The following is a 22,677-nucleotide window of genomic DNA, read 5'->3' on the forward strand; positions in this document are numbered from 1 at the left end:
GCAACCCGTGGTCCATCAGCTCCAGGAAGAAATTCCCCGCGCCGAAAATGTCCTTGTAATCCGACGCCGCCTGGACCGCCGCCTCCCGCTGGCCCAGCCGCAACCGCGTCTGCACCTCGCCCGACGGACAACCCGTCGTCGCGATGATCCCCGACGCGTTCTCCGCGATCAGCTCCCGATCCATCCGCGGCTTCCGGTAATACCCCTGGATCGACGCCAGCGACGACAGCTTGAACAAATTCCGCAACCCGGTCGCGTTCCCCGCCAGCATCGTCATGTGCGTATACGCACCCGCACCCGACACATCCCCGCCCTCGCCCAGCTCGTCCGCACCCCGCTGGTTCGACTGCCCCCAGAACACCGGCTTCTTGTGAAACCGCGACTCCGGCGCCACATACGCCTCAATGCCGATGATCGGCTTGATCCCGTGCTTCTTCGACGTCTGAAAAAACTCGTCCCCGCCGTACATGTTCCCGTGATCAGTCATCCCCACCGCGGGCATGCCCAACCGGGCCGCCTCCGCGAAAAGGGGACCGATCTTCGCCGCACCGTCCAGCATCGAATACTCGGTGTGGACGTGCAGGTGGACGAAAGAATCGTTCGACACCAGCGAAAACCTCCCCTAGGCAGACGGCTTCCCGGCTCCGGTCGACGCGGCGGGCCCGGGCTGCCCACCCTAGTCCGCCGCGAGTTCGGAGAGCGCCCCGGCATCCTCCCTCCGAACCGCCGGGCGCGGGCCCCGACGCGCCGGGCGGCGCGCCGGACGCGTTCCCGGTGGTGATCACCGGTGCGCTCTCCCGTACCCGGACACAGTCGCACCCGGCACCGACAAAACCGGACCCGCCGGGAGCCGGTCCGCCGAATGTCACTCGGGAGCGTGAACCAAGCCACAACCGCCGAGAAAGGGGCCGGTGCACCGCTTGACAGCGGCCGGGCCGGAACCGACGATCCGACGCGTGAACCTGTCTGACAGCCGGGCAGCCGGACCGCTCCCCCGGCGCGTCAGCGCGATGGAGGCCGTGCTCGGCTACCTGCGCGAGGCGATCGAACGCGGGGAGTACGCGGTCGGCGACCAGCTGCCGTCGGAAGCCGCGCTGGGCAGGCAGTTCGAGGTCAGCCGCTCGGTCGTGCGCGAGGCGCTGCGCGGGCTGCAGGCGCTCGGGCTGACTGTGTCGCGCACCGGCCGCGGCACGTTCGTCACCGCGAGCGGGCCGCCGGAGAACCCTACGTTCGGCGATTACTCGGCCCGCGACCTGGTCGAGGTGCGCCGCCACGTCGAGGTCCCGGTGGCCGGATACGCCGCGCGCCGCCGAGACGCGGACCAGCTCGCGCGCCTCGCCGATCTCGTCGACCGGATGGACGCCGAGACCTCGGACACCGCGTGGGTGGCGCTCGACTCACAGTTTCACGTCACGATCGCACGGGCATCAGGCAATCCGGTGTTCGCGAAGGTGATCGAAGAGATCCGCGACGCGCTGGCCCGCCAGTCGGCGTTCCTGAACCAGCTCGGCGGACGGCGGACGCAGTCGAACGTCGAGCACCGGCGCATCGTCACTGCGATCGCCGAAGGCGAAGAAGATGCGGCCGCGGCCGCGATGACCGAGCATCTCGATCACGTCGAGAAGACCCTGACCACGATCGTCCGGCCGACCCGCGCCGGCGAAGCAGAAACAGGTACCACCGCGTGACTGAAGAAACCCTGCCCGCGACTTCCGAGGCGGACACCGCCGACGCGGGCGACGCCGGATACCGCAAGGCGCTGAAATCCCGGCACATCAACATGATCGCCATCGGCGGCGCGATCGGCACCGGCCTGTTCCTCGGCGCGGGCGGACGGCTCGCACAGGCCGGTCCGGCGCTCGCGATCGTGTACGCGGTCTGCGGGCTCTTCGCGTTCTTCGTGGTGCGCTCGCTGGGCGAGCTGATCCTGCACCGCCCGTCGTCCGGCGCGTTCGTGTCCTATGCGCGCGAGTTCATGGGCGAGAAGGGCGCGTACATCGCGGGCTGGATGCACTTCCTCAACTGGTCGACCACCGGCATCGCGGACATCACCGCCATCGCCCTGTACGCGCATTTCTGGTCGTTCTTCACGCCGATCCCGCAGTGGGTGCTGGCGCTGATCGCGCTGGCGGTCGTGCTGTCGCTGAACCTCGTCTCGGTGAAGCTCTTCGGCGAGATGGAATTCTGGTTCTCGATCGTCAAGGTCGCCGCGCTCGTGCTGTTCCTGCTCGTCGGCATCTTCCTGCTGGTGACGCAGCACCCGATCGACGGCCACGCGCCCGGCCCGCAGCTGATCGCCGACCACGGCGGCGTTTTCCCGGCGGGCATCGTGCCGATGATCCTGATCGTGCAGGGCGTCGTGTTCGCCTACGCGTCGTGCGAGCTGGTCGGCGTCGCGGCGGGCGAGACGGAGAACCCGAAGGCGGTCGTGCCCAAGGCGATCAACTCGATCATGTGGCGGATCGCGGTGTTCTACGTCGGTTCGGTCGTGCTGCTGGCGATGCTGCTGCCGTGGAACGCCTACTCGGCCGATCAAAGCCCGTTCGTCACGGTGCTGGCGAAGCTGGGCGTGCCCTATGCGGACAGCATCATGAACCTGGTCGTCCTGACCGCCGCGCTGTCGAGCCTCAACTCGGGTCTGTACTCGACCGGGCGAATCCTGCGCTCGATGTCGCTGGCCGGGTCCGCGCCGAAGTTCACCGGCGTGATGAACCGCAACCAGGTGCCTTACGGCGGGATCCTGCTCACGTCTTCGGTGTGCGTGATCGGCGTCGGGCTGAACTACGTGGTGCCGAAGGACGCGTTCGAAATCGTGCTGAACTTCGCCGCCGTCGGCATCCTCGGCACCTGGGCGATCATCGTGCTCAGCCACCTGCTGTTCGTGCGAAAAGCCAAGCGCGGCGAGGTCACCCGTCCCCGCTTCCGGCTGCCGTTCTCGCCCTACACCGAGATCGCGACGCTCGTGTTCCTCGCCGCGGTCGTCGTGCTGATGGGCTTCGACAAGACCGGCCGGATCACCCTGATGGCGCTGCCGGTGATCGTCGTCGCGCTCGTGGTCGGCTGGTTCGTCGTGCGCAAGCGGATCGACATGAGCGCGTTCGACAAGGCAGAAGCGTCGTGATCCCCCAGGAACGCGACCCGCGGCACGTCCCTTTGGTCCACCTTCTGCGCGACGGCATGGTCGAAGGCGTACACCACGGTTCGGTCGTCGTGCTCGCTCCCGACGGTTCGACCCTGTTCGAGGCAGGCGACCCCGACGTCGCGATGTACCCGCGCTCAACCGCGAAGCCGTTGCAAGCCGCCGCCATGGCCCGGCTCGGACTGCGCCTGGATCCGCGCGGGTTCGCGATCGCCGCAGCCAGCCACTCCGGCGAACCGCGACACCTCGAAGCGGCCGCCGCCGTCCTGACCAGCTACGGCTTCGCTGAAGCTGATCTGGGCAACCCGGCTGACCTGCCGTACGACCCAGTCGAGCGAGACGCGTGGATCGCAGAGGGCCGGAAGCCGTCACGCCTGGCACACAACTGCTCCGGCAAGCACGCGGCGATGCTGGCCGTCTGCGGGGAGCAGCGCTGGGACGTCGAGGGTTACCTCGATCCGGCGCATCCGCTGCAGCGCACGATCCGGGAAACCGTCGAGGATCTGACCGGGGAGACCGTGCCGCGAGTCGCCACGGACGGCTGCGGTGCGCCACTGTTCGCGCTCTCGCTGCGGGGGTTGGCGCGGGCTGCTTCGCGGATCGCGACCGCACCCGACGGTTCGCCGGAGTCCTTGGTGGCCAACGGAATCCGGCAGCATCCGGATCTAGTGGCGGGAAGCCGACGCGACGTCACCCGGCTCATGCAAACCGTGCCCGGGCTCATCGCGAAGGACGGTTTCGAGGCCGTGCAGCTCGCCGCGCTTCCCGACGGAACCGCGGTAGCACTGAAGATCGCGGACGGCGGCGACCGTGCCAGGCCTGCGGTGCTCGCGGCCGCACTGGCACGAGCGGGCGTCGACGCAGAGGTGCTTGCTCCCTTCAGCGATCCCGCCCTTCGAGTGACGGACGCGCTGGCCGCCTAGTTCCACGCCCCTCTTCAGCAGGAGCGAACCCCTAACAACTCGCGTACGTTCGATTACGTGCTGAACCGAATCGTCGACCGGCTGCTCGGGCTTCCCGCCGCCGAAGGCCCGGCGCCGACCGCCGCCAAAGGCCTCCGCGTCCCCATGCACGACGGCGCGCACCTCCTGGCCGACCGCTATGCCCCGCCCGGCCTGACGACCGGCCCAGTAGTCCTGATCCGCACCCCCTACGGCCGCACCGGCCCCCTCGCCAAGCTGTTCGGCGAAACGTTCGCGAGGCACGGCCTCCAAACAGTCCTCCAAAGCACCCGAGGCACCTTCGGCTCAGAAGGCCAGTTCCGCCCGTTCCACCACGAACGCGAAGACGGGATCGCCACCGCCGAATGGCTGCGCGAGCAACCCTGGTGCGACGGACGGATCGCCATGGCGGGCGCCAGCTACCTCGGCCACACCCAGTGGGCGATCGGCCCGTACCTGGACCCGCCGCTGGAAGCCATGTGCCTGGGAATCACCGCCTCGGAATTCGTCAGCACGTTCTACCCGGGCGGGGTCCTGGCGGCGGACAACATGGTGTCCTGGTCGGCCATGATCGGCAAACAGGAGGAACGGTTCGCCGCGCTGCCGAACCCGCTGCAGACGCGGCGCACGCGCAACGCGATGGCGTATCTGCCGATCGCGGGCGCGGACGTGGTGGCGATCGGCAAGCCGGTGCAGTTCCTGCAGGACGTCACCGAGCACGCGGACCCGGACGACGACTTCTGGGCGATGTCGGACCACAGCGCGGAAGTCGCGAAGCTCGAGGTGCCGGTCAGCATGGTCACCGGCTGGTACGACCTGTTCGTCCGCGCGCAACTGCGGGACTTCCGCACGCTGCAGGACGCCGGGCGGTCGCCGCGGATCACCGTCGGGCCGTGGTCGCACGGCGAGCCGGCGAGCTTCCGCGTGCTGATCCAGGACCAGCTCGGCTTCCTGCGCGCGCACCTCGCCGACGACCGCACGCAGCTGCAGCGCTCCCCCGTGCGGATCTTCCTGCAGCAGGCGTCCGCCTGGCTCGATTTCGACCACTGGCCGCCCGCTTCCGAGCCCACGCACGCCCATCTGCGCCCGGTCGGCGGCCTCGGCGAGACGGTGCCCGGCGAGGCCTTGCCCACGCCGTTCACCTACGACCCGGCGGACCCGACCCCGGCCGTCGGCGGGCCGCTGCTGATGGGAAAGACCAAGCAGCGCGACAATTCCGCGACCGAGGCGCGCGACGACGTGCTGGTGTTCACCGGCGAGCCACTGGTGCACGACGTCGACGTGATCGGCGACGTGTCCGCCACCGTGTTCGTGCGGACCGAACTGGCCGACGCCGACGTGTATGTGCGGCTGTGCGACGTCGACCCCGGCGGCATCTCGCGCAACGTCACCGACGGCATCCTGCGGCTGCGTCCCGGCTCGCCGGAAGCCGATGCCGACGGCGTGGTGCGGGCCGAGGTGGAACTCGACCCGACCGCGTACCGCTTCCGCCGCGGGCACCGGTTGCGCGTGCAGGTCGCGGGCGGCGCGTTCCCCCGCTTCGCGCGCAATCACGGTACGGGAGAACGGGTTTCGTCCGCGGTGCGCAGCGCGCCGAACCGGTTCGAGGTGTTCCACGACGAGACCCGGCCGTCCCGGGTGACGCTGCCGGTCTTTACCCGGTGACCGTTACTGAATGACCGCGCGCTGATGCGTCGTCAGCCTGCCGTCGTCGTGCAGCACGTGCAGCAGCAGCGACGGCGGGCTGTCGAAGTCCAGCGGCCCGCCCTCGTCCCAGCCGCGCCCCGCGCCGGGTTCCACCGGCAGCAGTGATCCGGACACCACGCCCGGCGCGACGCGCACCGGAACGCCCGCGAACTCGGTCGCCGCGCCGGTGTGCACGTGTCCGCAGAGCAGCGCCGCGACGCCGGGATGCCGCTTCAGCACGGCGGCGAGCCGGTCTTCGCCGGTCTGGCGGATCGCGTCCACCAGCGGTACTCCGACATCGAGCGGCGGGTGGTGGAAGGCGACGAACGACGGGCCGTCGTGAGCGGCGAGCGTGTCGTCCAGCCAGGCCAGCGTCTCGTCGGCGAGGTACCCGGCGCCCTTGCCCGGGATCGTCGAATCGCACGACACGAGCAGCACTTCGGCCACCTTGGTCGCGGAGTTCACCGGTGCGTCGCTGGCCGGTTCTCCCAGCAGCGCCTCGCGAAACTGCGCGCGGACGTCGTGGTTGCCGGGGCAGGACACCACCGGCACCGGAAGGTTGAGCAATTCGGCCGCGCGACGGTACTCCTCGGGCCGGCCGTGATCGGCGAGGTCGCCGGTGACGAAGACGGCGTCGACCGGCTCTTCGAGGTTTCGCAGGTACCGGGTCACCGCGACGGCTCGTGCGTCGGCGCGATCGCCGCCGTCGAGGTGGATGTCGGAGAGATGCGCGAAAACCCGCACCGGATCAGCTCCCTTTCAAGTACGCCAACGCTTTCACCCAGTTCCGGACGAGCAGCGCGGACGCGCCGGGCAGGTCGTCCGCCCGCAGTGCCGCCGCGATCTCGCGGTGCTCGGCCACGCTCTCCGCCGCTCGGTCCCGACCGCCGAAGTATGCCGTCTCGTAGCGTTTGAGCAACGGCTTTGTCTGCTCTATCAAGCGCAGCAGATGCGGGTTGTCGCAGCGGGACGTGAGCAGCGCGTGCCAGCGGTCGTCGGCCGCGGGCAGGTCGCAGGAATCGGCTATCTCGTCGGAAATCCGGTCGAGCGCGTCCGGGAGCGAGGCGAGTTCGAGCGGCGACGTCCAGCGCAGCGCGAGTGCTTCCAGCTCGGCGACCAGCGGGTACAGCCGGCGGGCTTCCTGCGGGTCGAACGGCGCGACGAGGAATCCGCGGCCCGGCGCGGCGACGAGGAGGCCGCGGTCGGCGAGGCCGATCAGCGCCTCGCGCAACGGCGTCCGGGACACGCCGAGCTCGTTCGCCAGGCGGACTTCGTTGATCCGGGTGTCTGCGGGAAACCGTCCGTCGAGGACGCGCGCGGTGATCTCCTCGATAAGTTCACCGCGCATAAGTCTCTTGACCATGCGATGAAGTATTGCACACAGATCGGCCGTACTGTATTCAGTTCATATGGCCCGCTCTTTCGATGTCGACCGCGCAAGGTACGAAACGCCCGGCTGCGTCGGAGTCGCGCACTTCAACAACGCCGGCTCCGCGCTCCCGCCCGCCCGCGTCACCGACACCGTGATCGACTACCTGCGCACCGAATCCCTGCTCGGCGGCTACGAAGCGGCCGAAGAGGCCAAAGACCGCCTCGACGGCGTGTACACCTCGGTCGCGCGGCTGCTCAACTCCGCTCCCGAAGACATCGCGCTCAGCGACAACGCGACCCGCTCGTGGCAAGCGATCTTCTACGCGCTGCCGTTCGGACCGGGCGACCGGATCCTCACCGCGAGCGCCGAATACGCCAGCAACGCCATCGCCTACCTGCAGATCGCCCGCCGCACCGGAGCGACCGTGGAGGTCGTGAACAACGACGAAACCGGCCAGCTCGACGTCGACGACCTGCGCCGCCGCATCGACTCCGACGTGAAGCTCATCGCGGTGACCCACGTGCCGACTCAGGGCGGCTTGGTGAACCCTGCCGAGGAAATCGGCGCCGTCGCGCGCGAGGCAGGCATCCCGTTCCTGCTCGACGCCTGCCAGTCAGCCGGCCAGCTGGACCTCGACGTCGAACGAATCGGCTGCGACGCACTGACCACCACCGGCCGCAAATATCTGCGCGGCCCGCGCGGCACCGGCTTCCTGTACGTGCACCCGCGCCTGCGCGACCGCCTCGAGCCGGCGATGCTCGACCTGCACTCGGCCAAGTGGACCTCCCCTGCCGAATACGTGGTCGACCCGACCGCGAAGCGCTTCGAAGTGTGGGAACGCGATTTCGCCGCCGTGCTCGGCCTCGGCGCGGCCGTGGACTACGCGCTGGAATGGGGCCTGCCCGCGATCGAAGAGCGGGTCACCGCTTTGGCCGCGACCCTGCGCACCCGCCTGGCCGAACTGGACCGAGTCACCGTGCACGACGCCGGCGCGCGCAAGTGCGGCCTCGTGACGTTCAGCGTCGACGGGCTGCCTTCCGACGAGATCAAGGACCGCCTGAACGCGGCGAAGATCAACACGAGCGTCGCGCACCCGTCGTCGGCGCAGTACGACTTCGCCGCCCGCCGCCTGCCGGACCTGGTGCGCGCGTCGGTGCACTACTACAACACCGAGGAGGAAATCGACCGGCTGACGAGTGAGGTCGCCGCGCTCGCGCGCTAGGCGGAGATCACCCGTTTGGCGCAGTATCCAGCACCGCCGAAGCCGCCTCCTGTCTCGCGTACACCCGCGGAGTGCGCTGCGGCCGGGCCTGTCGAGGGGGCAGGCCCGACGGGGCCGGGGGAGGAAAAGGGAAGGCCTCCTGGGCCGGGATTGATGGGGGAACCCGGCCCAGGGGGTCTTCTCTTGTCTCCAGGCGGGACGCGAGTCAGGCTGCAGGGAAAGCAATACGGGTGTTCGCCGCGAACCGCCGCTTCAGGCCATCACCTGGCTTCTCCACCGGGCGGGCACCGCCCTAACTTGAAGAGGTTTCGAAGCACAGGAAACCTCGGCCGCGGTACGCCAGGAGATCGCCACGCGCTCTCCGCTGCAGACGGCGCAGCAGCGGACAGGCGACCGGCACGAGACCTGGAAGCACCCTGCCGAAGTTGCGACGTTCGTTACCGCGAGGTCACCGTCCTGAAGACCAGGCAGCTTCGCCGCCGGACTCCTGGAGCGCGGCGGCGAACAACTTACGTATAGCGAGCTGTGCCGACTGCCCGTCAGAGGCCCTTCGGAGCCGCCTCAAGATGACAAACGAGCAAACCGCCCACCGGAGCTACTCGCCATCTCGCTTCAGGATCTACTTGGACGATCCATGAAAGAAGCCGCACGCACCTACCTCGACGACTCGCGAACAGTCAAGTACACGCCTAATCCGGCACGTCGTTTGCTTGGAAGGATGAGGGGATCGCCTCTTGGTCCTGAAGATGATCGATGACCTGATCGACAAGTGCAGCTTGCGCCACCGTCTTCAGCACATTCAGGCGCGCCAACACGGAGTCACCCGCCTCCGGCCTGCGAATAATGAGCGCTCCCGCGCCCCAGTCACTCTCCGGTTGCTTCTTCACGCGACTTCCTGACGCACTGTTAATAGTTGTCATATTTTACCACCCCTACCGCCAGACAGGCAACTCGAAACTTTCCACCACTAACGGGTTAGACTTAAATAATATTTAATCTCATGATAGGTCTTCTGCATTAGATATATCGCCAAGACTGCGCTCAACAAGGCAATCGGCGTCCAAATGTAGCTCAGATGCAGGCTCGCATGCCCATCGAGCAGAGTCAAATGAAACTGGCCGTCCTTGCCGCCACTATTAACCCAAACGTATGCAAGAGCCGAACATAGGGATAGCATCATTATCGAAACCATGCCGAAGTACGTGCTCAACGAAGAGCCCGCGACACTCATCGGATTAACAGTCCCGCCCAGCATTATTGCGACGAAGGCAGGTGCGGCAAGCAAGAATGCCGTGACGTCAGTACTTCCATGCTGACCCGTTTGAAGCCCGACATGTGTCAGCAATATAAAAATCTGAATAAACGCCGAGACCATCGACAGGATTGTCGACACACCGAGCGCTCCTGGCGGTATCTCCCGGAAATCAACGCGCGTTTTAAAATCTTGATTCCGACTCGGCTGCGCATCGCCTTGAGTGCGCACATACAGGTGCGCCGTTGGTCGACCAGACTGGTGATACATGCGCACGTACTGCTGCTCTTTTCCGATAATAAAGTCGTCCTGACAAAGCCATTTATCAGTTCCTTCGACACCGATGTGGTGATCAAAAATATACTGACCTTCGGGAGCTGGGCACTGAAAGTGATAACTATCGGACTGCAATACGCGCGTCAAGCTGACATCGATCGAGTGGGGACGAAGGCCAAAACGGGCACGCAAGCGCCTGTATGGGCTGTCCAGGAAGTTCTGCCCGGGTATATCGTGCTCATAAGTCAGAAACAGCGCCTGACTGCCAGGCAACTCGGGGGCGGCCGCGATAACATAATACTCGGCAAACGTCTCGCAGAACGCTCTAATGCTCAACTTCCAACTGGATGGTATATCTTGACTCAGAAGCTCAATACAGTCAACCTGTTCAGCGATATGCGCCCGCGCTTGTCCGGTAAGCTTTTCACCGTGACAGATAACATGTTGAATCAAGTTCCACATTATGTTTTGATCGCGTGGCTGCATTGAGAACAAGTCCGCCGAACCACTGGCCCGCCTGCTTTCCAAAACTGCCATGGCAAACATGGATTTGAGTGTCGCAGCAAGCAGGCCTCTAGACTCTCGTTGAGATAGAGTTGGAACCATAACACCGCTAGAATCGGTAACATTCAAATTGTCAAACAGGTTTCCGCGCTTAGTGATGACAAGCGGAACCAAAAGAGCACCCGAACTCGATCGACTTTCGACTGAGGGTGATGAACCGTCGTCAGCCATGAGACGGTCAACCCGGAACGTCAAGGTGGTGCGCATGTGCACCGATCGCTCTTGATACTGAGCAAATTCGTTCACCCGCTGCAAAAAGACCGGCAAGCCGAGCAGAAGCTTGACAAAGTAAGCAAGAGAAGACTTGTCGTATCGACGATATACGTCCATTTCATCCTGCTCGATCTGCCTCAGAGTTGGCGACCTGGGCCTTGCCGGGCCGAGAGCCGCACCCTTGTCCGGCCTAACCACAAACCGAGAGAATATGTGAACCAACAACCAGACAGCACCGAGTACCACAAGACCACTCTTGATCAAAGATGATTGAGGAAAGTCAACAACTCCGACCGCAAGAAATAGAAAAACCAAAACGGAGAGAACAGCGCAAATGATCCACGGGCTACCCTTGCGCCAGACTTTGGCAGTCGAACCTGTGCCCATTGCCCCTCCATGCAAGGATCCAATCGCGGACGACGTTTCGACATAGATGGTCGATCGATGGCTTCCAACTGTTACGACCTGTTACAGCACGGTTGTACGCATACATAGTTTCACTCTTTTGGCCGTACACGATTGGCATGGGATCTGACTTCTGGCCAATCGGTGATCATCATCAGGCCGAACGGTGTTCTCAGCTCACCCGGCTAAGGCAAGGCTTGAACGGTGCCTTCGCTCAGTACCAGTCACCGGATGCCAGGGCCTGCTCTCCAGCCGCCGCGACCGGTTGCTGACGCGGCGCAGCGGCTGCCTACAGCTGGCTGAACACTCAGACTGCCCTGCACCGACTGCCGAGACAGACGACACAGCTGGGGTCGGCGAGGTGAGCGACAGTGCTGGTCGTCAACCCGGGTTCGGGCTCGCCGCTGGGCATTCTGCGGCAGCTTGGCATGGTTGTGCTGCCGAAGGCGCTGCTGGCGAAGCCGAAGGAGCCTGCGAAGTCGACGCCTTCAGCTCCACGCGTGACACGTCATGCAGATAGCCGGTGAAGCCCGGCCCGGCGAACACCGCGGTCACGGCGTCGAGTTAGGCACGAGACGACGCCGACAAGTGTCGCAGAGGAGGAAAGCACGCTCCACGCGCTTTAGACTCCCGGACTACGGCTTGGGACGCCAGAGGCAATCTGGACGGCGAAACGACGAACCCCATCCAGTGAAGACTTCACCGGATGGGGTCAGGCCGATCGTGGTGGGCGCAGCAGGGTTCGAACCTGCGACCGCTCGGGTGTAAACCGAGTGCTCTTCCGCTGAGCTATGCGCCCGCACTCCGGAGCGGGAGAACCCGCCCCGGCGAGCGAAACAAGAAACAGGAAATCAGGCAGTCAGTTCCTCGACGGCCTTCTTCCACCCAGCCTGGTCGCGCGCCTCGCCGGGCGCGTTGACCTCGGCGAAGCGGACCACGCCTTCGGTGTCGATCAGGAAGGTGCCGCGCACGGCGAGCCCCGCCTGGTCGTTGAAGACGCCGTACTTCTGCGCCACCTCGCCGTGCGGCCAGAAGTCCGACAGCAGCGGGAACTGGTAGCCCTCGACCTCGGCCCACGCCTTGAGCGAGAACGGCGTGTCGACGGAGACGCCCAGCACCTGGACGCCCTTGCCGTCGTAGTCGCCGAACTCGTCGCGCAGCTGGCACAGCTCGCCGGTGCAGATCCCGCTGAAGGCGAACGGGTAGAACACCAGCAGGACCGGCTTGTCGCCCTTGAACTGCGACAGCGTGACCGGCTGCTTGTTGTAGTCGTTGAGCGTGAAGTCAGGGGCCTGCGAACCGACCTCGACGGCCATACCGGCGATTCCTCTCCAGAGCGAACACGAGCGTGCCGCCCACCCTATCGCGGCGTCAGCGCTGCTTGGCCTTCGAGGACTTCGGCGACACCAGCCGGGTGCCCAGCCAGCCGGGGCCCACGCTGATGTTCGCCGTCTGGGCGAGCCCGACCTGGGGCACCGCCTCGGCGATGTCGCTGGGCTCGACGTGCCCGGGCTGCCCGGTCTTCGGGGTCAGCACCCAGATCACGCCGTCCTCCTCCAGCGGGCCGCGCGCGTCTACCAGCGCGTCCCCGAGGTCTCCGTCGTTGTCGCGCCACCACAGCAGCACGACGTCGATGACCTCCTGGGCGTCCTCGTCGAGGAGCTCACCGCCGATCGTTTCCTCGATCGCCGCGCGAACGTCGTCGTCGACGTCCTCGTCCCAGCCGATCTCCTGGACCACCATGTCCGGCTTGATGCCAAGGCTTTCGGCGACGCCGGCACTGCCTGCGTCTCCCGCGGCGACCACTGCTTCCACTCCTCCAACTACGACGGAGCGCGGCAGTAGGTCCGCCGCACTCGGATACACGGTTGTCGAACAGCGAACACTGACGCGGCGCTGCGCGCAACCGTCCACACCGGATCTTTGGCAAGTCGTGTCTGCAGCGTAGGGGCTTACCACCCGCTCGCCCGACTCCGGGTGGCACTCAGTACCCCACCACTGCGAAGCTCTCCCCGGGAGCCTCCTTTAGGGTGGAGGAGAGAAAACGCGCGCGCGATACACCGTGCGCGGGGAGTGGCGACACTCGGGCGGCCGATGTTACCGGGCAGTACAGGTGACGGGAACCCCAACCGGGACGACCATGGACGTCGGCGAACACTCCCGCCCACCAGCTACAACGGCTACAACCAGCTACAAGGAGACCCCTTGGCCCCGCAGAACGACGGCGCCTCCGGCAAGGAGACCCCGGCTCGCGTACGCGTCATCCGTGACGGACTCGCGGCGCACCTTCCCGACATCGACCCGGAAGAGACCAGCGAATGGCTGGACTCCTTCGACGAGGCGCTGGCCCGAGGGGGCCAGCAGCGGGCCAGGTACCTGATGCTGCGCATCCTCGAGCGCGCCCGGGAGCGCAACGTCGGCGTCCCGGCGCTCACGTCGACCGACTACGTGAACACGATCCCCACCGAGAACGAACCGTGGTTCCCCGGTGACGAGGAGATCGAGCGCCGCTACCGCCGCTACATCCGCTGGAACGCGGCGATCATGGTGCACCGCGCGCAGCGGCCGGGCGTCGGCGTCGGCGGCCACATCTCCACCTACGCCTCGTCGGCGGCGCTGTACGAGGTCGGCTTCAACCACTTCTTCCGCGGCAAGGACCACTCCGGCGGCGGCGACCAGGTCTTCTTCCAGGGCCACGCCTCCCCCGGCATGTACGCCCGCGCGTTCCTCGAGGGCCGCCTTTCCGAGCAGCAGCTCGACGGGTTCCGCCAGGAGTTCAGCCACGCGGGCGAGGGCGGCGGCCTCCCGTCGTACCCGCACCCGCGGCTGATGCCGGAGTTCTGGGAGAACCCGACGGTGTCGATGGGCCTCGGCCCGATGAACGCGATCTACCAGGCGCGGTTCAACCGCTACCTGCGCGACCGCGGCCTCAAGGACACCTCCGACCAGCACGTCTGGGCGTTCCTCGGCGACGGCGAGATGGACGAGGCCGAATCGCGCGGCCTGATCCACGTGGCCGCGGGCGAGGGCCTGGACAACCTGACCTTCGTGATCAACTGCAACCTGCAGCGGCTCGACGGGCCGGTGCGCGGCAACGGCAAGATCATCCAGGAGCTGGAGTCCTACTTCCGCGGCGCGGGCTGGAACGTGATCAAGGTCATCTGGGGCCGCGAGTGGGACTCGCTGCTCTCGGCCGACCGCGACGGCGCGCTGGTCAACCTGATGAACGTCACGCCGGACGGCGACTACCAGACGTACAAGGCCAACGACGGCGCCTTCGTCCGCGAGCACTTCTTCGGCCGCGACCCGCGGACGAAGGAACTGGTCAAGGACCTCTCCGACGCCGACGTCTGGAACCTCAAGCGCGGCGGGCACGACTACCGCAAGGTGTACGCGGCGTACAAGGCGGCCATGGAGCACCACGGCCAGCCGACGGTGATCCTGGCCCACACCATCAAGGGCTACGGCCTCGGCCCGTCGTTCGAGGGCCGCAACGCCACGCACCAGATGAAGAAGCTCACCCTCGACGACCTGAAGCTGTTCCGGGACGCGCAGCGGATCCCGATCAGCGACGAGGAGCTCGAGAAGAACCCGAAGCTGCCGCCGTACTTCCACCCCGGCCCGGATTCGCCGGAGATCGAGTACATGCGCGGCCGCCGCAAGGCGCTGGGCGGGTACCTGCCGGAACGCCGCCCGAAGACCGCCAAGGCGCTCGTGCTGCCCGGCGACAAGGTCTACGAGGGCGTCCGCAAGGGCTCGGGCAAGCAGGAGGTCGCCACCACGATGGCGATCGTCCGGCTCATCCGCGAGCTGGCGAAGGACTCGGAGATCGGCAAGCGGATCGTCCCGATCATCCCGGACGAGGCGCGCACGTTCGGCCTCGACTCGATGTTCCCGACCGCCAAGATCTACAACCCGCACGGCCAGACCTACACCTCGGTCGACGCGAGCCTGATGCTGGCGTACAAGGAGTCCGAGAAGGGCCAGCTGCTGCACGAGGGCATCAACGAGGCGGGTTCCACCGCGTCGTTCACCGCCGTCGGCACGTCCTACGCGACGCACGGCGAGCCGATGATCCCGATCTACATCTTCTACTCGATGTTCGGGTTCCAGCGCACCGGCGACGGCCTGTACGCGGCGGCGGACCAGATGGCCCGCGGCTTCGTGCTGGGCGCCACCGCGGGCCGCACCACGCTGACCGGCGAGGGCCTGCAGCACGCGGACGGGCACTCGCTGCTGCTGGCGGCGACGAACCCGGCCGTGGTGGCGTACGACCCGGCGTACTCGTTCGAGATCGCCCACATCGTCAAGGACGGCCTGCGCCGGATGTACGGCGAGACCGGCCCGGACGGCAACGGCGAGAACATCTTCTACTACATCACCATCTACAACGAGCCCTACCAGCAGCCGGCCGAGCCGGAGAACCTGGACGTCGAGGGCGTCCTCAAGGGCCTCTACCGGTACTCCGACGCCCCTGCGGGCGACGGGCCGGAGGTCCAGGTGCTCGTCTCCGGCGTCACGATGCCGGACGCGCTGAAGGCGCAGAAGATGCTGGCCGAGGAGTGGGGCGTGCGGGCCGCGGTGTGGTCGGCGACGTCGTGGGGCGAGCTGCGCCGCGAAGCGGTCGAGATCGACCACGAGAACCTGCTGCACCCGGACGCGACGCCGCGGGTTCCGTACGTCACGCAGAAGCTGGGCGAGGTTTCCGGCCCGGTCGTGGCGGTGTCGGACTGGATGCGCGCGGTGCCGGACATGATCCGCCCGTGGGTGCCCGCCGACATGCTCACGCTCGGCACCGACGGGTTCGGTTTCTCCGACACCCGCCCGGCCGCGCGGCGCAAGTTCCTGGTGGACGCCGAGTCGATCACCGTCGGCGCGCTGTCCGCGCTCGCCAAGCGCGGCGAGTTCGACCAGGCGAAGGTCGCCGAGGCGGCGCGCCGCTACCGGCTCGACGACGTGGCGGCCGCCGGGCCGCAGACGTCCGACTCCGGCAGCGCGTGACCGTTGCCTGAACGCCAGGGGCCCCTCCGGGACAGTGTCCGGGAGGGGCCTCTGCCTTAAGGTAGACATCGGATGTATCCGGATGCCTGACGAAAGGTGGTCGAGCGTGACCCAGCGTCGCCTGCCCCGGCCCAGCGAGCTCAAAGAGATCCTGCGGCCGAAGCCGATCGTGCTGAACCCGACCGATCGGCGCCTCGCCGGCGCGCACACGATCGCCGATCTGCGGATGCTCGCGCGCAAACGCACCCCGCGCGCGGCGTTCGACTACACCGACGGCGCGGCCGAGCTCGAGGACAGTCTCCGCCGCGCCCGGCAGGCCTACCGCCGCGTGGAATTCCGGCCCAACGTGCTGCGCGGAGTGTCCGATGTGGACACCAGCAGGGAGATCCTCGGGAAGCGCTCGGCGCTGCCGTTCGCGTTCGCGCCCACCGGGTTCACGCGGATGATGCAGACCGAGGGCGAGCGCGCGGTGGCCCGCGTGGCGCAGCGCAACGACATGCCGATGGCGCTCTCGACGATGGGCACCACGTCGATCGAGGACCTCGCGGCGGCCGCCCCGGACGCGCGCAAGTGGTTCCAGCTGTATGTGTGGCGCGACCACGGCGCGGGCGAAGATCTGATGAATCGCGCGTGGGAGAGCGGGTACGACACGCTCCTGCTGACCGTCGACACCCCGGTGGCCGGCCAGCGGCTGCGCGACGTCCGCAACGGGCTCACCATCCCGCCCGCGATCACGCTGAAGACGTTCGTGGACGGCGCGACGCACCCGGCGTGGTGGTTCAACATGCTGACCACCGAGCCGCTGAACTTCGCGTCGCTCAACCGCTTCGGCGGCACCGTCGCGGAACTGCTGGACAAGCTGTTCGACCCGACGCTGAACTTCGACGACCTCGACTGGGTGCGCCAGACCTGGCCGGGGAAGCTGGTGATCAAGGGCGTGCAGAACGTCGACGACGCCCGCGACGTGGTGAAACACGGCGCGGACGCGGTGCTGCTGTCCAACCACGGCGGCCGCCAGCTCGACCGTGCGCCGACGCCGATCGAGCTGCTGCCCGCGACGCTGGACGAGATCCAGGACAGCGCCGAGGTCTGGGTCGACACCGGCATCCTGTCCGGCGGCGACATCGTGGCCGCGCTCGCCCGCGGCGCGAACGCGGTGCTGATCGGCCGCGCGTTCCTGTACGGCCTGATGGCGGGCGGCGAGCGCGGCGTGCAGCGCTGCGTGGACATCCTGCGCACGGAGATGATCCGCACGATGCAGCTGCTCGGGGTCCGGCGGGTGGACGACCTGCGCCCCACCCACGCGACGCTCCGCTGAGCCTCAAGTCCGTGAAGGGCTCCTTGAGGGAATCTGATTCCCTCAAGGAGCCCTTCACGGACCTTCAACGCGGATTGGTGCAGTAGGCGTAATCCGGTATCCAGTGACCGACATCACGTCTCCTGCCTTCGGATCATCCGAGGGAGAAGACCATGTCCGTCACGCTGAACCGCCGCGCGCTGGCGATGCTGCGCGCGATCGCCGCCGGCCGAGCCGAACTCACCCGCAGCTGCGAACCGGACCTGAGGGTCGACGGCCTGCCCTGCTGCGACCAGACGACCGCGCACGACCTCGTCCGGGAAGGCCTGGTCCGCCCGGTTTCCGCGCTAGGCGGCGCGGTCGGGCAATGGACGGCGGCCGAACTGACCCCGGACGGGCAGCTCGCGCTCGGCGCTTGAGGTCAGCGCGCCGCGGCGACGGTCTTGTCGCCGACGACCGCGGTGCGCGCCGAGCGGTTCCACGTGACCCAGCCGTGGACCACCAGCGCGGCGAAGACGATGTAGATCGCGGCCGAGAAGTACAGGCCGGAGCGGATCTGCAGCGGCACGCCGATCGCGTCGACCACCAGCCACACGCCCCAGAACTCCACGAGCCCGACGCCCTGCGCGGCGAACGCGACGAGCGTCCCGACGAAAATCGCAGCATCCGGCCACGGCGCCCACGAAGCGTTGAGTGCCTGCAGCGTCAGCGCCATCGCGACCGTGCCCAGCCCGAACGCGCCGAGCATCACGGCCCGCTCGGTCCAGCGGCCCTTGCGCACGACAACGCCGTACACCGGGTCGGTCCGGCGGTTCCAGGCCCACCAGCCGTAAAGCGAGATGAGCAGGATCGCGACCTGCCGCCCGGCGAGGCCGCCGAGATGCGCGGAGGCGTAAACGGAGAACAGCAGGACGGTCGCGCCGACCTGCACTGGCCAGGTCCACAGCGTCCGCCGCTGCGCGAGGAACACGACCGCGAGCGCGAACACCTGCCCGGCCAGCTCCGCGATCGAGATCCACTGGCCGAACACAGTCACGCCGTGGTGCAACAGGAAGTCCACGTCCGCACCCCTTCCGATCTACGCCTCCCAACATGCAACACGGAGCCTCCATTCCCGCGCCGATGTGAGACTGCGGACAGTCCCGCTGAGTGGACGCCGGAGCCGGGCATGGCGGAGGCCCGGCGCCGGGGTGGCACCGGGCCTCTATCGCCCTAGCAAGCCCCGCGAAGGCGGGGCAGAACGCCAGGGGCCGCGCTGCCGAAGCAACGCGGCCCCTGGCCACCGATCCGCGGATCGGTGAAGGCCGTCAGCGAAGCTGCTGACCGGGCTCGAATCCGGTCAGCAGCACGGCCCGACGCCGGTGAATGCCTGCGGGAAGCACCGGCCTCAACCTCCCTGCTGGTACCGGCTCAGCGGTCCACGCGCCCGAAACCTGCGGGCGGGGTCGGCGGCTCCGGCGGGCGGCCGCCGTCCGCCGGCATCTGCCGGGTCTGCTCGCTCGGCTGCGGAAGGCTGCCCGACTGGGACTGCGGGTAGCCCTGCGTCCGGGCCTGCCCGGCCTGCGCGTGCTGCCCGCTCACCTGGCCCGGCTCCCGCGAGCCGTTGCCCGAGCCCGAGCCGACCTGGCCCTGCAGGTTGGCCAGCCAGCCGCCCCACCGCTCCTGGGCGGGCTTGATCAGGCCGCCGCCGAAGCCGACGACGATCACGCCGCCCGCGGTCGCCAGCACCGCGATGAGCACCGGGCCGGTCACCGACGTCGCGATGTTCACCTGGCCCAGCGCCGCGATGATGCCGAACGCCATCACGAGCCAGTACGCGACCGTGCTGAGCAGCCGTCCGGCCGACCTGCCCGAAAGCGCCCCGGAGACGACGTCCCGCACGACCTTCGCGATCGCCGCGGCCACGATGATCAGCACCACCGCGACCAGGATCCTCGGCAGGAACGCGATGATGTCGTTCAGCAGCTGGCTCACCGGGTTCGACTGCCCGAACACCCCGAACGCGAGCTGCAGCGCGATCAGCAGAATGAAGTAGTAGACGAGTTTCACGAGCACCGTGGTGGCGTCGAGATTCGCGCCCTTCACCATTCCGGTCAGCCCGGTCTTCTCCACCAGCCGCGTGAAACCGAGTTTTCCGAGAACGAGCCCGAGGGCTTTGGACACGGCTTTCGCGATCAGCCAGCCGATCAAGAGGATGATCAGAAAACCCACGAGTTTCGGGACGAACGTGGCCACTAGATTCCAGGCCTGTCCGAGTCCGTCCTTGAGTTGTTCACCCACGCTGGCTCCCTTCGCCGCGGTTCGACGTGGATTCCGGCACCGTCCTGTCGCACCGGGTCGCAGGACAGGTACCCACTGCACCCGAGTGCTGTGCACCACGATCGAGTGAGACGACTGGCGCGGGAAGATCAATCACCGCCATACTTGTCCTACCGGTGGGGACCGGGGAGACGAGGCCGCTCGGCGCAGCGAAAACCGCAAGCGCCGGGCGGCCTCGAACATTTCCCGCTCTTTATTGCCGCGCGACGGCGCTTCCGAGACGAATGGGGTTCGGGTTCTCTCCCGCGTTCATCTGGCCTTCATCTTCGGGCGATTGGCGGGCGGCCGACGGATTTGCGTCCCGGCCTGGGCGCGGTCGCGGAGATGCCCGGACGGGAATCCCGGCGAGGCGCGGTCTGTGCGGTACGAATTCGCGTAGCCGGGCAGCCGCCGACCGCGAATTGCGCGGATCTTCCGGCATCCCGTCGGATAACGGCGAAGCGGCAATAGCGCGTGCCGCTGAGGCTCGAGATGCGGCGCGAAGGGCATTAACCCCAGGCGCGGCGACCGGGGGTGGCGGCAATGCGGGCGGCGCAATCACGAAGGCGGCGTTCACGCATCTCACCCGTTGCCGCTAACCCACGTGGGTGAGGCGCTCCGCTTCCCAGGTCCCTCACCCGGCCGGAGCGTCCACCGAGAGTAGAAGCTCCCGGGACGGAAACGGCGGGCCGCGGCGTCTGCCTCGGCCCGCCGTAACGGACTCCTCTGTCAGGCGGCGCTCAGCGCGTCCCGCAGCTTCACCTTCGCGCCGGTGCGCATCACCGCGTTGCGGTAGATCCGCGCGGCCAGCCAGATCAGCGCCGGGATGAGCGCGACCACCAGGCCCACCGACAGCACCGCCTCCCACACCGGCACGCCGCCCATCGCCAGGCGCATCGGCATCAGCGTCGGCGCGAACACCGGGATCACCGACAGCACCTCGGCCAGCGGGCTGGCCGGATTCGACGGCAGGATCGAAATCCCCACCACGTACCCGGCGATCACGAACATCAGCGCGGGCATCGTCGCGCCGCCCACGTCCTCCTGCCGCGACACCAGCGCGCCCAGCGCGGCGAACACGATCGAATACATGAAGAACCCGAGCAGATACCAGACGATCAGCCAGACCACGGTGCCGACCGCCGCATTCACCGAGATCGTCAGCACCCCGAACCCGAGCCCGGCCGCCACGCCGACGACGCCGATCGCCAGCATCTGGATCAGCCCGACGACACCGATGCCGAGCACCTTCCCGGCCATCAGCTGCCACGGTTTGATCGTCGACAGCAGCAGCTCGACCACCCGTGACGTCTTCTCCTCGACGACGCCCTGAGCCACGCTCTGCCCGTTGAGCATCAGCGAGAGGTAGATCAGGATGCCCGCGATGATGCCGAGCACCAGCTGCTGCCCGTTGTAGTCATACGGCTTCTCGAGCGGCGGCAGCTCGTCGATCGTCGCCTCGGCGGTCGCCTGGCGCACCTTCGCCGGATCGCCGCCAAGGGACGTGATCTGCTGGTTGAGCGCCAGCTGCCCCTCCAGCACGGTGAACGTGTTCTTCAGCTTCGCGTCCAAGGTCTTCTTCACCTGGACGTGCACCCGGTCCGCGCCCTGCACCAGCAGTGCGTCGATGGAACCGTCCTGCAGCTTCGCCTGGCCCGCCTTCTCGTCCGGCACCTGCTGCGTCGCGACGGTCTGGCCGATCGACTTCGCCGTCGCGGTCAGCGGCTCGGCCAGCTGCGAGGCGGCCGGCACGTAGCCGACCGTCGCGTCGGCGCTCCCGCCGCCGTTGAACAGCTTGAAGACCAGCGCCAGCCCGACGATGAGGATCATCATCACCAGCGTCGTGACGCGGTAGGCCTTGGAGCCGACCCGGGTGCTGATCTCCCGCCCGGCCACCAGGCCGACCGCGGACATCGGGCTCATCTGGACATCGGACCCGGTCATGCCGCGGCCTCCTGGTGCTCGGACACGACGGAACGGAACAACTCGGTCAGCGACGGCAGTTTCCGGGCGAATTCCCGCACCGGACCGGTGGCCAGCGCGGCGCGCAGCACGGCCTGGTCGTCCGCGCCGTCGGCCAGCTCCAGCTCGGTCACCGCTCCCCGGCGGCCGATCACGGTCACGCCGGACAGCCCGGCCGCCCAGTTCTCAGGAGCCTCAGGGGCGTCGACGAGCAGCCGCGTCGTCCCGCCGGAGCGCAGTTCCGCCACCGTGCCGGACGCTTCCATCCGTCCACTCCGGACAATCCCGATCCGGTCGCACAGCCGCTCCACCAAATCCAGCTGGTGGCTGGAAAACACGACCGGGACGCCCTCGGCCGCCTTTTCCTTCAGCACGTCGCTCATCACGTCGACGGCCACCGGGTCGAGCCCGGAGAACGGTTCGTCCAGCACGAGAATCCGCGGTTCGTGCACCAGCGCGGCGGCGAGCTGCACGCGCTGCTGGTTGCCGAGGCTGAGCTTCTGCACCTCGTCGTCGCGGCGCGCGGCCACGCCGAGGCGTTCGGTCCACCGCTCGCTCGACGCCTTCGCCGCGGCGGCGGGCATTCCGTGCAGCCGGGCCAGATACGTGAGCTGTTCGCCGACCTTCATTTTCGGGTACAGCCCGCGTTCCTCGGGCATATAGCCGATCTGCCGGCGCGTTTCGTGCGTGATCGGCTCGCCCGCGTAGCGCACCTGGCCCGCGTCGGCGCTCAGCACGCCGAGCGCGATGCGCATCGTGGTCGTTTTGCCCGCCCCGTTGCTGCCGACGAATCCGAAAAGCTCCCCCGGCCGCACGTCGAACGTCATTTTCTCGAGCGCCACCACGGCGCCGTACCGTTTGGAGATCCCGTCGATCTCCAGTCCGGGCTCTGGCATGGCCCGTCCCCCTGTTCTCTTTTCGCCCGGGTGATCCCCTACCACCCCACCGGGGATCCTAGGCACTTCGGCCGAGCGCCGCCCACCACCTGAGGTCGCCGCCGCATCCGCCTAAAGTTGCAGGCCGCGCGCGGCACGTAGGATCGGATCCGA

General features: G+C 67.5%; 20 protein-coding genes and 1 tRNA gene. 9 read left to right on the plus strand and 12 right to left on the minus strand.

Annotated elements, in window-relative coordinates:
* A partial coding sequence (locus ACFORO_RS33180) for a PHP domain-containing protein (RefSeq protein WP_377896704.1) occupies nucleotides 1-607 on the minus strand: 607 nt, incomplete at its 3' end.
* 403 nt (nucleotides 608-1,010) lie between these two features.
* Here ACFORO_RS33180 and ACFORO_RS33185 point away from each other — a divergent pair.
* From ACFORO_RS33185 to ACFORO_RS33200, 4 genes are read left to right on the plus strand one after another with little or no spacing between them, the layout of a single operon-like run.
* Nucleotides 1,011-1,688, plus strand: coding sequence for a FadR/GntR family transcriptional regulator (locus ACFORO_RS33185; RefSeq protein ID WP_377874185.1), 678 nt, complete (start codon nucleotides 1,011-1,013; stop codon nucleotides 1,686-1,688).
* Nucleotides 1,685-3,121, plus strand: a complete 1,437-nt coding sequence (locus ACFORO_RS33190; protein WP_377874166.1) for an amino acid permease — start codon at nucleotides 1,685-1,687, stop codon at nucleotides 3,119-3,121. The genes ACFORO_RS33185 and ACFORO_RS33190 overlap by 4 nt, the downstream gene beginning before the upstream one ends.
* On the plus strand, nucleotides 3,118-4,062 hold the full coding sequence (locus ACFORO_RS33195) for an asparaginase (protein WP_377874167.1): 945 nt from the start codon (nucleotides 3,118-3,120) through the stop codon (nucleotides 4,060-4,062). Before ACFORO_RS33190 ends, ACFORO_RS33195 begins: the two co-directional genes overlap by 4 nt.
* Nucleotides 4,063-4,119: 57 nt before the next feature.
* Nucleotides 4,120-5,745, plus strand: a complete 1,626-nt coding sequence (locus tag ACFORO_RS33200; protein ID WP_377874168.1) for a CocE/NonD family hydrolase — start codon at nucleotides 4,120-4,122, stop codon at nucleotides 5,743-5,745.
* A 3-nt stretch (nucleotides 5,746-5,748) separates the two neighbouring features.
* Here ACFORO_RS33200 and ACFORO_RS33205 read toward each other — a convergent pair whose 3' ends face one another.
* Together ACFORO_RS33205 and ACFORO_RS33210 are read right to left on the minus strand one after the other, a co-directional pair.
* Nucleotides 5,749-6,510, minus strand: a complete 762-nt coding sequence (locus ACFORO_RS33205) for a metallophosphoesterase (RefSeq protein WP_377874169.1) — start codon at nucleotides 6,508-6,510, stop codon at nucleotides 5,749-5,751.
* A 4-nt stretch (nucleotides 6,511-6,514) separates the two neighbouring features.
* Nucleotides 6,515-7,129 carry a GntR family transcriptional regulator gene (locus ACFORO_RS33210; protein WP_354750163.1) on the minus strand — a complete coding sequence of 205 codons (615 nt, stop codon included), beginning with the start codon at nucleotides 7,127-7,129 and terminating at the stop codon, nucleotides 6,515-6,517.
* Between the two features lie 46 nt (nucleotides 7,130-7,175).
* Between ACFORO_RS33210 and ACFORO_RS33215 the strand changes: the two genes are divergently transcribed.
* Nucleotides 7,176-8,360 (plus strand): aminotransferase class V-fold PLP-dependent enzyme, encoded by a 1,185-nt coding sequence (locus tag ACFORO_RS33215; protein WP_377874170.1) that lies wholly within the window; start codon nucleotides 7,176-7,178, stop codon nucleotides 8,358-8,360.
* A 689-nt stretch (nucleotides 8,361-9,049) separates the two neighbouring features.
* Here ACFORO_RS33215 and ACFORO_RS33220 read toward each other — a convergent pair.
* A complete protein-coding gene (locus tag ACFORO_RS33220; protein ID WP_377874171.1) occupies nucleotides 9,050-9,247 on the minus strand; it encodes a hypothetical protein in 198 nt (65 codons plus the stop codon).
* A gap of 80 nt (nucleotides 9,248-9,327) precedes the next feature.
* Complete coding sequence (locus tag ACFORO_RS33225; RefSeq protein WP_377874172.1) at nucleotides 9,328-11,052, minus strand: hypothetical protein; 1,725 nt, start codon at nucleotides 11,050-11,052, stop codon at nucleotides 9,328-9,330.
* 389 nt (nucleotides 11,053-11,441) lie between these two features.
* On the opposite strand from ACFORO_RS33225, the gene ACFORO_RS33230 reads away from it, so the two are divergent.
* Entirely contained in the window at nucleotides 11,442-11,597 is a 156-nt protein-coding gene (locus ACFORO_RS33230) for a hypothetical protein (protein WP_377874173.1), read from the plus strand.
* 197 nt (nucleotides 11,598-11,794) lie between these two features.
* Here the strand turns inward: ACFORO_RS33230 and ACFORO_RS33235 are convergent.
* The 3 genes from ACFORO_RS33235 to ACFORO_RS33245 all read right to left on the minus strand — a co-directional run bounded on the left by ACFORO_RS33235 (nucleotide 11,795) and on the right by ACFORO_RS33245 (nucleotide 12,876).
* Nucleotides 11,795-11,869 (minus strand) — tRNA-Val (locus tag ACFORO_RS33235).
* A 52-nt stretch (nucleotides 11,870-11,921) separates the two neighbouring features.
* The gene (locus tag ACFORO_RS33240) at nucleotides 11,922-12,386 is read right to left on the minus strand and encodes a peroxiredoxin (RefSeq protein WP_020657595.1); all 465 of its coding nucleotides are present in this window, start codon (nucleotides 12,384-12,386) and stop codon (nucleotides 11,922-11,924) included.
* A gap of 55 nt (nucleotides 12,387-12,441) precedes the next feature.
* On the minus strand, nucleotides 12,442-12,876 hold the full coding sequence (locus ACFORO_RS33245) for a DUF3052 domain-containing protein (RefSeq protein ID WP_067591158.1): 435 nt from the start codon (nucleotides 12,874-12,876) through the stop codon (nucleotides 12,442-12,444).
* Nucleotides 12,877-13,275: 399 nt separating this feature from the next.
* On the opposite strand from ACFORO_RS33245, the gene aceE reads away from it, so the two are divergent.
* The 3 genes from aceE (at nucleotide 13,276) to ACFORO_RS33260 (ending at nucleotide 17,787) form a co-directional block, all read left to right on the plus strand.
* Entirely contained in the window at nucleotides 13,276-16,071 is a 2,796-nt protein-coding gene (gene aceE, locus ACFORO_RS33250) for a pyruvate dehydrogenase (acetyl-transferring), homodimeric type (RefSeq protein ID WP_377874174.1), read from the plus strand.
* Nucleotides 16,072-16,177: 106 nt separating this feature from the next.
* Complete coding sequence (locus tag ACFORO_RS33255; RefSeq protein WP_377874175.1) at nucleotides 16,178-17,389, plus strand: alpha-hydroxy acid oxidase; 1,212 nt, start codon at nucleotides 16,178-16,180, stop codon at nucleotides 17,387-17,389.
* Between the two features lie 152 nt (nucleotides 17,390-17,541).
* Complete coding sequence (locus tag ACFORO_RS33260; protein ID WP_344272426.1) at nucleotides 17,542-17,787, plus strand: hypothetical protein; 246 nt, start codon at nucleotides 17,542-17,544, stop codon at nucleotides 17,785-17,787.
* A gap of 2 nt (nucleotides 17,788-17,789) precedes the next feature.
* Here the strand turns inward: ACFORO_RS33260 and ACFORO_RS33265 are convergent, their stop codons facing one another.
* From ACFORO_RS33265 to ACFORO_RS33280, 4 genes are all read right to left on the minus strand, one after another.
* Nucleotides 17,790-18,428, minus strand: coding sequence for a nicotinamide mononucleotide transporter family protein (locus tag ACFORO_RS33265; protein ID WP_354750123.1), 639 nt, complete (start codon nucleotides 18,426-18,428; stop codon nucleotides 17,790-17,792).
* A gap of 350 nt (nucleotides 18,429-18,778) precedes the next feature.
* On the minus strand, nucleotides 18,779-19,648 hold the full coding sequence (locus ACFORO_RS33270) for a mechanosensitive ion channel family protein (RefSeq protein ID WP_377896706.1): 870 nt from the start codon (nucleotides 19,646-19,648) through the stop codon (nucleotides 18,779-18,781).
* 747 nt (nucleotides 19,649-20,395) lie between these two features.
* Nucleotides 20,396-21,610: an ABC transporter permease gene (locus ACFORO_RS33275; protein ID WP_354750834.1), complete on the minus strand. Its 1,215-nt coding sequence runs from the start codon at nucleotides 21,608-21,610 to the stop codon at nucleotides 20,396-20,398.
* Nucleotides 21,607-22,524 carry an ABC transporter ATP-binding protein gene (locus ACFORO_RS33280; protein ID WP_354750835.1) on the minus strand — a complete coding sequence of 306 codons (918 nt, stop codon included), beginning with the start codon at nucleotides 22,522-22,524 and terminating at the stop codon, nucleotides 21,607-21,609. Before ACFORO_RS33280 ends, ACFORO_RS33275 begins: the two co-directional genes overlap by 4 nt.
* Nucleotides 22,525-22,677: the final 153 nt, after the last annotated feature.

Origin of the sequence: Amycolatopsis halotolerans, from assembly GCF_042647905.1 — a bacterium.
Lineage (GTDB): Bacteria > Actinomycetota > Actinomycetes > Mycobacteriales > Pseudonocardiaceae > Amycolatopsis > Amycolatopsis halotolerans.